The sequence below is a fragment of the Streptomyces sp. NBC_00094 genome (assembly GCF_026343125.1).
In the GTDB taxonomy this organism is placed as follows: Bacteria; Actinomycetota; Actinomycetes; order Streptomycetales; family Streptomycetaceae; genus Streptomyces.
This window is the reverse complement of the sequence record NZ_JAPEMB010000001.1, coordinates 1319388-1330936: the sequence shown is the minus strand read 5'-3', so window position 1 is coordinate 1330936 and position 11549 is coordinate 1319388. Positions and strand designations below refer to the sequence as shown.

General features: G+C 70.8%; 11 protein-coding genes and 1 riboswitch. Of the genes, 10 read left to right on the top strand and 1 reads right to left on the bottom strand.

Annotation, left to right across the window (positions count from 1 at the left end):
- Window positions 1–106: 106 nt before the first annotated feature.
- On the bottom strand, window positions 107–2488 hold the full coding sequence (locus tag OG580_RS05585) for a chitinase C-terminal domain-containing protein (protein WP_267042526.1): 2382 nt from the start codon (window positions 2486–2488) through the stop codon (window positions 107–109).
- Window positions 2489–2733: 245 nt separating this feature from the next.
- Window positions 2734–2864, top strand: a riboswitch (FMN riboswitch).
- A gap of 173 nt (window positions 2865–3037) precedes the next feature.
- Between OG580_RS05585 and ribD the strand changes: the two genes are divergently transcribed.
- From ribD to OG580_RS05535, 10 genes are all read left to right on the top strand, one after another.
- A complete protein-coding gene (gene ribD / locus OG580_RS05580; protein WP_267042525.1) occupies window positions 3038–4111 on the top strand; it encodes a bifunctional diaminohydroxyphosphoribosylaminopyrimidine deaminase/5-amino-6-(5-phosphoribosylamino)uracil reductase RibD in 1074 nt (357 codons plus the stop codon).
- Window positions 4112–4113: 2 nt separating this feature from the next.
- The gene (locus OG580_RS05575) at window positions 4114–4722 is read left to right on the top strand and encodes a riboflavin synthase (RefSeq protein WP_267042524.1); all 609 of its coding nucleotides are present in this window, start codon (window positions 4114–4116) and stop codon (window positions 4720–4722) included.
- Window positions 4719–5357, top strand: coding sequence for a nicotinamide mononucleotide transporter family protein (locus tag OG580_RS05570; protein ID WP_267042523.1), 639 nt, complete (start codon window positions 4719–4721; stop codon window positions 5355–5357). Before OG580_RS05575 ends, OG580_RS05570 begins: the two co-directional genes overlap by 4 nt.
- Window positions 5354–6631, top strand: a complete 1278-nt coding sequence (locus OG580_RS05565) for a bifunctional 3,4-dihydroxy-2-butanone-4-phosphate synthase/GTP cyclohydrolase II (protein ID WP_267042522.1) — start codon at window positions 5354–5356, stop codon at window positions 6629–6631. The genes OG580_RS05570 and OG580_RS05565 overlap by 4 nt, the downstream gene beginning before the upstream one ends.
- Before the next feature lie 36 nt (window positions 6632–6667).
- Window positions 6668–7153: a 6,7-dimethyl-8-ribityllumazine synthase gene (gene ribH, locus OG580_RS05560; protein ID WP_267042521.1), complete on the top strand. Its 486-nt coding sequence runs from the start codon at window positions 6668–6670 to the stop codon at window positions 7151–7153.
- 81 nt (window positions 7154–7234) lie between these two features.
- The gene (locus OG580_RS05555) at window positions 7235–7507 is read left to right on the top strand and encodes a phosphoribosyl-ATP diphosphatase (protein ID WP_267042520.1); all 273 of its coding nucleotides are present in this window, start codon (window positions 7235–7237) and stop codon (window positions 7505–7507) included.
- Window positions 7508–7558: 51 nt separating this feature from the next.
- Entirely contained in the window at window positions 7559–8407 is an 849-nt protein-coding gene (gene hisG, locus OG580_RS05550) for an ATP phosphoribosyltransferase (protein WP_267042519.1), read from the top strand.
- A gap of 43 nt (window positions 8408–8450) precedes the next feature.
- A complete protein-coding gene (locus tag OG580_RS05545) occupies window positions 8451–8903 on the top strand; it encodes a PH domain-containing protein (RefSeq protein WP_267042518.1) in 453 nt (150 codons plus the stop codon).
- A gap of 232 nt (window positions 8904–9135) precedes the next feature.
- A complete protein-coding gene (locus tag OG580_RS05540; RefSeq protein ID WP_267042517.1) occupies window positions 9136–10494 on the top strand; it encodes a hemolysin family protein in 1359 nt (452 codons plus the stop codon).
- The gene (locus OG580_RS05535) at window positions 10491–11531 is read left to right on the top strand and encodes a hemolysin family protein (protein ID WP_267042516.1); all 1041 of its coding nucleotides are present in this window, start codon (window positions 10491–10493) and stop codon (window positions 11529–11531) included. The genes OG580_RS05540 and OG580_RS05535 overlap by 4 nt, the downstream gene beginning before the upstream one ends.
- Window positions 11532–11549: the final 18 nt, after the last annotated feature.

The window sequence follows — 11549 nt, the reverse complement described above, 5'->3', positions numbered from 1 at the left end:
GCCGCGCCCCGGACAGGGGGGCGCGGCGCGGTGGGAGCCCGGCGGCGGCCAAGGGCCGTGAGAGTCCGCCGCCGGGGGTCTTTCGGAGGAGTGCGTCAGTCGGTCGTCAGCAGGCGCCGAGGTTCTTCCAGACGCCCCAGTCGCCGGTCGTGCCCGGCTCCTCGTTCTGCGTCCACCACTGGGCCTTCCACTTGCTGCCCTTGTGCGACACCTCGTTGCCCGCGTTGTAGACCGTGCCGGCCACGTACGCCGGGACGGTGCAGCCCGTGGTGGGCGGCGTCGTCGGCGGGGTCGTCGGCGGCGTGGTCGGGGGAGTCGTCGGCGGGGTGGTGGGCGGCGTGGTCGGAGGCGTGGTGGGCGGCGTGGTGGAGCCGGGCTCCACGACCGTCGTCCCGCGCGCCAGGTCACCGGCGAGGGCGTACGTCGTGCCGTTGATGTTCACCGTCCAGTTGGAGGGGGTGGACACCGGCAGGTAGTAGTTGAACGCGAGGTCGACCGAGGCGCCCGGGGCCAGCGACTGCCAGGCCGGGAGCTTCAGGGAGACGCGGTGGAAGTCGCCCTTCAGGCCGCCCACGTTGCTGCCCGTGTGGTCGCTGCTGATGACCTTCGTACCGAAGCCCGACTGGTCCGACGCGTTGCCCGGCGCCGAGGTGCCGTAGTCGAACTGGAACTCCGTGCCGCCCGGAAGCGCCGTCGCCGTGTTGTTGGTGATCTTGATCTTCGGGGTGATCGGGTAGTTCGAGTCGCCCAGCTTGAACTCGGTGAACTGGGTGTCGATCTTCACGGCCTGGGTCGGCAGGGTCGCGTTGGACTTCTTCGCGCCGTACGGGGCGGCCGCCTTGAACTTGTCGTACATCAGCGAGGTGAGCGTGGAGCCCATCTCGTACTGGCCCTTGGTCGCGTTCCAGCCGTAGTCGCCGGCCATCTCCCAGACCATCGTGCCGCCGATGCCCTTGTCGACCACGTAGTCGGCCTTGGCGGCCACCGACTGCTCGTCCTCGGTGGAGAGGAAGACCTTCTTCTGCGCGTTCCACAGCCACGGCGCGACCAGGGTCGAGTCGTACTTGCGGGCGTAGGTGCCGGTCAGGGTGGTGTTCGCCGGGAAGCCGTACTGGGTGACGTAGTCGCCGACGATCCCCTTCTCGAGGTTCTTGGCGTGCCACATCGGGTTGGAGCCGGCGGGCGACTCGACACCGTTGGTGTCCTTGTCGTGCCACAGGTTGTCGATGCCGACGGCACCGTCACCGCACTTGGTCAGACCGGCGCCGGCCGGGCAGGTGGTCGCGGAGGCCTTGCCCCACAGACCGTCGGTGCCGCCCTGGACGTTCTTGTGGCCGCGGGTGTAGTAGGGCAGGCCGATGTTGATGCGGCCGGCCGGCATCGAGCCGCGGAAGTAGTGGTACGCCCAGTCGGTGTTGAGGTAGCCGAGGCTGCCGTACTGCGCCGAGCCGTAGACGTTGGCGGCGGCGAGCTCGCCGTCCTTGCCGTCGTCGAAGAGCGAGGCGTTGGGGCCGACGTACTCGTTCCAGGCGCCGTGCAGGTCGTAGGACATGATGTTGACGTAGTCCAGGTACTTCTGCATCTGGAACGTCTCCATGCCACGCAGCAGGTAGCCGGAGGAGGGGGCGGCGACGGTCAGCATGTAGTGCTTGCCGTCGGAGGCACCGGCCGCGTCCAGCTTCTCGCGCAGGGACTTCATGAGGGCCGCGTAGCCCTGCACGAGCCCGGCGCGGCGCGCGTTCGCGAGCTGCCAGTCGAGCGGGTTGCCCGCGTCCTTCATCGTGGTCGGGTACTCGTAGTCGATGTCGACGCCGTTGAACCCGTACTTCCGGATGAAGTCGACGGACGAGGCCGCGAAGGTGTCGATCCCGGCCTGGTTGACCGAACCGTCGGCGTTGGTGGCCATCGAGTAGAAGCCGCCGGAGTTCACCCGGTCGCCGTTGTCCGCGAAGTAGCCGCCGGTCTCCGCCCAGCCGCCGACCGAGATCAGCGTCTTGACGTTCGGGTGCTGCTTCTTGAACTTGTTGAGCAGGTTGAAGTGCCCCTTGTACGCGTAAGCGGGGTCCATCTCGGCGCCCGCGACACCGGGCCAGGTCATCCCGGTGGCCGCGTTGTTCGGGCCGTCCGTACCCACGGAGAGCTTGTTGTCGCTGCCGATGTGCCCGAAGGCGTAGTTGATGTGGGTGATCTTCTCCCACGGGATGTCCTTGGCCAGGTACGCGGGCTGGCCGTTCTTGCCGTCGCGCCAGCCGGTGAAGTAGCCGATGACCCGGCGCTGGTGGTCCGCGCCCATCTTCTCGCGGCCCTCGGCGTCGTAGACCGAGCAGTACGGCACGTCGACGCCCGGGGTCTTGTAGAGCCCGTCGGGCCGACAGGACTCGTTGTCGGCCGCGTACGAGACGCCGCCGGAGAGCGAGCTGAGCAGCAGACCGGCGACGGCCGCGCCGGAAGCGAGCAGCGATGCTCTCTTCGTGGTGGGGGACAACACGATCGTTTCCTCCTGGGGAGGTGGAAAAAACACAACGAACAAGGGGGTGGGTCGTGTTGGGCCCGGGGAGTGCGCACGCCGTCGGACCGAGTACCTCGGAGGTGACTCGGAGATTAAGAGGACTAGACCAGTGCGTCAATAGGTCTGGACCAAAGAAGGTGTTTATGGGTCCATGTGAGCCAGCCCACAGAACCTCGCCCGCATGACCGGTCACGGTTCGTGGCACACTGGCCCTGTATCAGCAGCAGCGCACTCCGGGGTCGGTGTAATTCCGAACCGGCGGTTATAGTCCGCGACCCGTCCGCAGCCAGCGGCCGGTTGACCAGGTGAGATTCCTGGACCGACGGTGAAAGTCCGGATGGGAGGCAGTGCGCGGCGGGCGAACCCTGTCAGGGGTGTGTCAGCCGTACGTCCGCTGGTCGCCGTGTCGCATGCGATCGGCGTACCCGCAGGACGCGGCCTCGGCGCACCCTGCGCGAGGCGTCTTTCCCGCTCTCTGTCGTCATCGACAGGCCCCGGAGTCCGTGCCCGAAGAGGCAGGAGGACCCGGTGGCCCAGCAGGCCGACATCACCGCCATGCACCGAGCCGTCGAGCTCGCCGCACGCGGACTCGGCGCCACCAGCCCCAACCCCGTCGTCGGCTGCGTCGTCACCGACGTGTCCGGACACCCGGTCGGCGAGGGCTGGCACCAGCGTGCCGGCGGCCCGCACGCCGAGATCCACGCCCTGCGCGAGGCCGGCGTCCTGGCCCGCGGCGGCACCGCGTACGTCACCCTCGAACCCTGCAACCACACCGGCCGCACCGGCCCCTGCGCCCAGGCCCTGATCGAGGCCGGGGTCAGCCGGGTCGTGTACGCGGTCGGCGACCCGAACCCGCAGGCCACGGGCGGCGCCGACACCCTGCGCGCGGCCGGCGTCGAGGTCGCAGGGGGCCTTCTGGAGGAGGAGGCCGAGGCGGTCAACATCGCCTGGCTCACCTCCGTACGCCACGGCCGGCCCTTCGTCCGGTGGAAGTACGCCGCCACCCTCGACGGCCGGACCGCCGCCGCCGACGGCACCTCCCGTTGGATCACCTCCGCCGAGTCCCGCGCCGACGTCCACCGGCTGCGCGCCGAGTCCGACGCCGTCGTCGTCGGCTCCGGCACCGCCCGCGCCGACGACCCCCACCTGGCGGTACGTGGCATCGAAGGTGCCGTGCAGCCGCTCCGGGTCGTGGTCGACACCGAGGCGACCGCCGTGAAGCCCGACGCCCGGGTGCTCGACGACGCGGCCCCCACCCTGATCGCGATCGCCGAGGACGCCGAATCCGGCCTGCCCGACGTCGTACGCCTCCCCAGGGCCGAGCGCGGCCTGTCCGTACCCGCCCTCCTGGACGCCCTGCACGAGCGCGGCGTCCGCTCCGTCCTTCTCGAAGGCGGCCCCACCCTCGCGGGCGCCTTCGTCGCCGCGGGCGCCGTCGACCAGGTCGTCGGCTACCTCGCTCCGGTCCTCCTCGGCGCCGGCCCGCAGGCCCTCGCCGACGCGGGAATCGGCACCATCACCGACGCGTTGCGGCTCGACATCACCGAGACCGTGCGCATCGGCCCCGACCTCCGTATCACCGCCACCCCCAAGGAGCGCTGACCGTGTTCACCGGAATCGTCGAAGAACTGGGCGAGGTCGTCGCCGTCGAGCAGCTGGAGGACGCCTCCCGCTTCCGGCTGCGAGGTCCCCTGGTCACGGAAGACGCCCGGCACGGCGACTCCATCGCCGTCAACGGTGTCTGTCTCACGGTCGTCGAGTTCGGCGACGGCGAGTTCACCGCCGACGTCATGGCCGAGACCCTCAAGCGGTCCAGCCTCGGCGCCCTCGAAGCCGGCTCCCGGGTCAACCTGGAGCGGCCCATGGCCGTGGGCGACCGCCTCGGCGGACACATCGTCCAGGGACACGTCGACGGCACGGGCACGATCCTCGACCGGACCCCGTCCGAGCACTGGGAACTCGTCAAGGTCGGCCTGCCCGCCCACCTCTCCCGCTACGTCGTCGAGAAGGGCTCGATCACGGTCGACGGCGTCAGCCTCACCGTCGTCGAGGTCGCCGACGACTGGTTCACCATCAGCCTCATCCCCACCACCCTCGCCCTGACCACGCTCGGCATCAAGCAGAGCGGCGCCCCGGTCAACCTCGAGGTCGACGTCATCGCCAAGTACGTCGAGCGGCTGCTCGGCCCGAACGCCCTGGAGAACGGCAAGTGAACTGGCTCAACTCCGAGGCGTTCACCGTCCTCGACCAGCACATCAAGTGGGCCGACATGATCGGCAACATCTTCGGACTCGTCGCCCTCGCCCTCGGCTGGCGCCGCAACGTCTGGACCTGGCCCGTACAGTTCCTCGCCGGCCTCATACTCTTCGGCGCCTTCTACGGTCACCTCGCAGGCAGCGCCGGCAAGCAGGCCGTCGTCATGGTCGTGGCGCTCTACGGCTGGTGGCAGTGGCAGCGCGGCAAGGGACAGGGCAAGGACGGCCACCTCACCGTGCGCTTCGCCACCTGGGGCGAGCGCGCCGGCATGATCGCCGCGGCCGCCGCCGGCACCGTCGCGGTGGCCCTGCTCTTCAAGGCCTTCCCGGACCTGTCCTGGGACCCGTGGCCCGACGCGTACATCTTCGTGGGCACCGTCGTGGCCATGTACGCCCAGGCCCGGGGCATGGTCGAGTTCTGGTTCGCCTGGCTGCTCGTCGACCTGGTCGGCGTCCCGCTGAACTTCGCCAACGGCTACGCCTTCTCCGGCTTCGTCTACGTCATCTACGGCGCGCTCGTCCTGTGGGGCATGCGCGACTGGTGGCTGCGCTCCCGCACCACCACCACCGTCCTGGAAGGAGCCCACGCATGAGCGCACATCCCCTCTGGGACGCCACCGACCTCGCCCTCGACCCCGTCGAGCAGGCCATCCGCGACATCGCCGCCGGACGCCCCGTCGTCGTCGTCGACGACGAGGACCGCGAGAACGAGGGAGACCTCGTCATCGCCGCCGAGAAGGCGACCCCCGAGATCGTCGCCTTCATGATGAGCGAGTGCCGCGGCCTGATCTGCGCCCCCATGGAGGACGAGGAACTGGAGCGCCTCCAGCTCCCGCAGATGGTCGAGCACAACACCGAGTCGATGCGCACGGCCTTCACCGTCTCCGTCGACGCGTCGCCCGCGCACGGCGTCACCACCGGCATCTCCGCCGCCGACCGCGCCACCACCCTGCGGATGCTGGCGAGCGGCAGCCACGAGCCGTCCGACTTCGTCCGCCCCGGCCACATCTTCCCGCTCCGGGCCAAGGCCGGCGGCGTCCTCGTCCGCAACGGCCACACCGAGGCCGCCGTCGACCTGGCCCGCCTCGCGGGCCTGCGTCCGGCCGGCGCGATCGTCGAGATCGCCGGCGAGGACGGCGTCATGCTGCGCCTGCCCGAGCTGGTGCCCTTCGCCCGCAAGCACGGCCTCACGATCATCTCCATCGAGGACCTGATCGCCTACCGGCGGTCCGCCGAACCGACCGTCCGCCGCGAGGCCGAGGTCCAGCTGCCCACCGCGCACGGCGACTTCACCGCGTACGGCTACCGCTCCACCGTCGACGGCGTCGAGCACGTCGCCCTCGTCCACGGCGAGATCGGCGCCGGCGAGGACCTGCTGGTCCGGGTCCACTCCGAGTGCCTGACCGGCGACATCTTCCACTCGCTGCGCTGCGACTGCGGACCCCAGCTCCAGGCCTCCATGGACCGCATCCAGGAAGCCGGCCGCGGTGTCGTCGTCTACCTGCGGGGCCACGAGGGCCGCGGGATCGGTCTGCTCTCCAAGCTCCGCGCGTACGAGCTCCAGGAGCAGGGCCGCGACACCCTCGACGCCAACCTGGAGCTCGGACTGCCCGCCGACGCCCGCGACTACGCGGCCGGCGCGCAGATCCTCACCGACCTCGGCGTCCGCAGCGTGCGGCTCATGACCAACAACCCCGACAAGATCGATGCCCTCACACGGCACGGGATCAGGGTCGAGGGCCGGGAGCCCATGCCCGTCCAGGCCGGCGAGCACAACCTCCGCTACCTCCGCACCAAGCGGGACCGGATGGGCCACGACCTCCCCTGGCTGGACGGCTCCCCGACCTCCACCTGCGGCAACCAGTAACCACGTACGTACGACCGGAATCCGGCAAGGAGAAACATGAGCGGCAAGGGCGCACCCGTCCTCAGCGTGAAGAACTGCGGCGACCTGCGGGTCGCGGTCATCGCGGCCCAGTGGCACGAGAAGATCATGGACGGCCTCGTCGACGGCGCCCTGCGCGCCCTGAGCGAGCTCGGCATCGACGAACCGACCCTCCTGCGCGTCCCCGGCAGCTTCGAGCTCCCGGTCGTGGCGAAGGTCCTCGCCGGACGCGGCTACGATGCCATCGTCGCGCTCGGTGTCGTCATCCGTGGCGGAACCCCGCACTTCGAGTACGTGTGCCAGGGCGTGACCAACGGCCTCACCCAGGTCTCGATCGACACCGGCGTACCCGTCGGATTCGGCGTCCTCACCGTCGACAACGAAGAGCAGGCCCTCGACCGGGCCGGCCTCGAAGGCTCCTCCGAGGACAAGGGCCACGAAGCGGTCACCGCCGCCGTCGCCACCGCCACCACGCTGCGCACGGTCAGCGAACCCTGGCGCTAGGCACGCCCGTCGCCCCACCACCACCCCTCGTACGAGGCGCTGCGCGCCCCTCTTATTGCACCCCGTACTCTTAGGACCATCATGGCGAACAAAACCTTCGAAGAGCTCTTCACCGAGCTCAAGCTCAAGGCCGAGACCGGCGACCCGGCCACCTCCCGCACCGCGGAACTGGTGGACAAGGGCGTCCATGCCATCGGCAAGAAGGTCGTCGAGGAGGCCGCCGAGGTCTGGATGGCCGCCGAGTACGAGGGCAAGGAAGCGGCCGCCGAGGAGATCTCGCAGCTGCTGTACCACGTCCAGGTGATGATGGTCGCCCGCGGGATCTCGCTCGACGACGTCTACGCCCACCTCTGAGCACGACTTTTTCGGTCTCCCCACCACTCTCAGGCAAAGGAAGCTCACCCCATGCTGCGCATCGCCGTTCCCAACAAGGGTTCCCTCTCCGGACCTGCGTCGGCAATGCTCCATGAGGCCGGCTACCGGCAGCGCAAAGAGTCCAAGGAGCTCGTGGTCATCGACCCCGACAACGAGGTCGAGTTCTTCTACCTGCGGCCGAAGGACATCGCGATCTACGTCGCCTCCGGGAAGCTGGACATCGGCATCACCGGCCGTGACCTGCTCCTGGACTCCGGAGCCAGCGCCGAGGAGATCCTCCCGCTGAACTTCGGCCGCTCCACCTTCCGTTACGCCACGCGGCCCGGCACCGCCAACGGCCCGGAGGACTTCGGTGGCATGACCATCGCGACCTCCTACGAGGGCATCGTCGCCAAGCACCTCGCCGACCAGGGGATCGACGCCTCCGTCGTCCACCTGGACGGCGCGGTCGAGACCGCGATCCAGCTCGGCGTCGCCCAGGTCATCGCGGACGTCGTGGAGACCGGCACCAGCCTGCGCAACGCGGGCCTGGAGGTCATCGGCGAGCCGATCCTGACCTCCGAGGCCGTCGTCGTCCGCCGCCACGGCGCCACGGACGACCACCCGCAGGTCCAGCAGTTCCTGCGCCGCCTCCAGGGCGTCCTCGTCGCCCGCTCGTACGTGATGATGGACTACGACTGCCGCGCCGAGCACCTGGAGCAGGCCGTCGCCCTCACCCCGGGCCTGGAGTCGCCGACCGTCTCCCCGCTGCACAACGAGGGCTGGGTCGCCGTCCGCGCGATGGTCCCCGCCAAGGAGGCGCAGCGGATCATGGACGACCTGTACGAGATCGGCGCCCGCGCCATCCTCACCACCGCCATCCACGCCTGCCGCCTCTGACGGCGCGGTCCGTCACTCGCCCCGAGGCACCGAGGAACAGCCGATGTCCCAGCCACTGCCGACCACCCTTCCGGTCACTTTCCGTCCCGGTCGTACCCGGGCCGTCCTGCTGACCATCGGGGCGGCGATGTTCGCCGTCATCACCGCCGTCGCGCTGATGCTGGAGCGGCTGGGAACGGGGGAGCGCGTGAGCTTCGTCTTCACGGCGGCGCTGCTCTCCGGGGTCCTCGTCCTGCTGAGCCGCCCCAAGGTCGTCGCCGACGACGAGGGCGTCACGGTCGTCAACATCACCCGGACCAGGCGGCTCGCCTGGGCGGAGATCGTCAAGGTGAACCTCCGCCCCGGCGACCCCTGGGTCTTCCTGGACCTGAGCGACGGCACGAGCATGCCCGTACTCGGCATCCAGCCCGGTATCGCCAAGGAGTCGGCGATCCGCGACGCCCGCGCCCTGCGGGCCCTGGCCGACAGCCGGGGGACGGGCGCGGAGCGGGTCTGAGACCCGGCGGGAGAACCCGGAGGGATCCCCCATCCGGAGCCGACCCCCTGCCACGCGGGGCGTTCGCGTGACTACTCTGGAGGCGGTGGTGCCGAGCGGCACCGCCGCCTCGCGTGTGCAGGGCCGCTGCGGCGGCCCGCGGGGCCACCCTTCGACCCGAGGAGTGACTCCCTCCAGCAATGGACGGATCATCCGGTAGTACCCGCGCCGCCCCCTCCCCGGAGGCGGCGGCATGATCATCTCTCTTCTGCTGCTCGTCGCGGCCTTTCTCCTCATCCTCGCCAACGGCTTCTTCGTGGCCGCCGAGTTCGGTCTCGTGACCGTCGAGCGGGCCGAGGCCGAGCGCGCCGCGGCCGCCGGCGACCGGCGCGCCCGCACCGTCGTCACCGCCCTCCGCGAGCTGTCCTTCCAGCTCTCCGGCACCCAGCTCGGCATCACGCTCACCTCGCTCGTCGTCGGCATGCTCGCCGAGCCCGCGCTCGCCGGACTGCTGCACGGGCCGCTCACCGCGACCGGACTGCCCGCGGGGGCCGTCTCCGGCGTCTCGGTGGTGGTCGGGATGCTGCTCGCCTCCGCCGTCCAGATGGTGGTCGGCGAGCTCGTACCGAAGAACTGGGCGGTCTCCCGGCCGCTGCAGGTGGCCCGCTTCGTGGCCACCCCGCAGCGCCGCTTCTCCGCGCTCTTCCGTCCGGTGATCGCCCTGCTCAACCGGGTCGCCAACCGGCTCGTCCGGCTCCTGGGCGTCGAACCCACCGAGGAGCTGGACTCCGTCAGGACCCCCGGCGAGCTCGTCTCGCTCGCCCGGCACTCCGCCCTGGCCGGCGCGCTCGAACAGGACACCGCCGACCTCTTCGTACGGACCCTCTCCCTCGGCGGCCTCACCGCCGAGCAGGTCATGACCCCGCGCGTGAAGGTGAGCGCCCTCCAGTGGGACGCCACCGCGGCCGACGTCCTCAACCTCACCCGGGCCACCGGCCTCTCGCGCTTCCCGGTCTACCGCGACCGCATCGACGAGATCGTCGGCATGGTCCACCTCAAGGACGCCCTCGCCGTCGCCCCGCACGCCCGGCTGCGCACCCGCGTCGGCCGGATCGCGGTCCCGCCGCTCCTCGTCCCCGAGACGCTGCCCGCCCAGACCCTCCTGGAGCGCCTGCGCAGGGAACAGCCCATCGCGGTCGTCGTCGACGAGTACGGCGGTACGGCCGGTGTCGTGACCCTGGAGGACATCGTCGAGGAGCTCGTCGGCGAGGTGCGCGACGAGCACGACACCCCCGCCGACGGGCGCCCCGAGCTGGCGGCCGCCCCCGCCGAGGACGGCAGGCCCGTCTGGGAGGCCGACGGCTCCTGCCGGGTCCACACCCTGCGCCGGATAGGCCTCGACGTGCCCGACGGGCCGTACGAGACCGTCGCCGGGCTCGTCGCCGACCTCCTGGGGCGCATCCCGGCCCCGGGCGACCGGGCCGAACTGCCCGGCTGGCGGTTCTCGGTGCGCCAGGTCGACCGCTACCGGGCCGAGCGCGTCCGGATCGTCCGTACGGAACCGGCGACGGAGACCGTAGGGGCGTCCCTGGTGGCGGAGGCGGTCCGATGAGCACCCTCCCGCTGCTCTTCGCCCTCGTCCTGGTGCTGGCCAACGGGTTCTTCGTCGGGGCCGAGTTCGCGCTCGTCTCCGTCCGCCGCAGCCAGATCGAACCGCTCGACGGCGCCCGCGCCCAGAAGGTCCTGTACGGGCTCGAGAACCTGCCGCAGATGATGGCGGCCGCGCAGTTCGGCATCACCGTCTGCTCGCTGACGCTCGGCGCCGTCGCCGAACCGACCGTCGCCCATCTCCTCGAACCGGTCTTCCACGCGGTCGGCGTCCCCGAGGGGCTGATCCATCCGCTCGGCTATGTCATCGCGCTCGCCGCGGTCGTCTTCCTCCACCTCGTCATCGGCGAGATGGTGCCGAAGAACCTGGCGATGGCCGCGCCCGAGCGCACCGCGCTCTGGCTCGCCCCCGGACTGGTCGGCTTCGCCCGGCTCTGCCGGCCCGTGACGGTCGCGCTGGGCGCCTGCGCCCGGCTCGTCCTGCGGGCGTTCAAGGTCGAGCCGAAGGACGAGGTGGAGGCGGTCTTCACCCGTACGCAGCTCGGCCGGCTCGTCGAGGACGCCGGGCAGGCCGGGCTGCTCGACCCGGCCGAACAGGAGCGCCTGGAGGACGCCCTCGAACTGGGCAGCCGCCCGGTGACGGACGTCCTCATCGCCCCGGCCTCCCTGGTGACGGTCCCGCCGTCCGTCACGCCCCGGGAGATCGAGGAGCTGACCGTACGGACCGGCTACTCCCGCTTCCCGGTCCGCGCCGCGGCGAGCGGCACCTTCATGGGCTTCGTCCACGTGAAGGACGTCCTCGACCTGGAGGAGCGGGAGCGGGCCGTGCCGCACCAGCTGTGGCGCCCGATGGCGACGCTCCGCGCCGAGCTGCCGCTCGACGACGCCCTGACCGTGATGCGCCGCGCCGCAACCCACCTGGCGCAGGTCGCGGACGGCTCGGGCCGGGTCCTGGGCCTGGTCGCCCTGGAGGACGCCCTGGAGATGCTGGTGGGCGAGGTCCGCGACCCCGCCCACCGGCTGACGCCGACCCGGGCCTAGCGGTGCCCGGCGGAACAG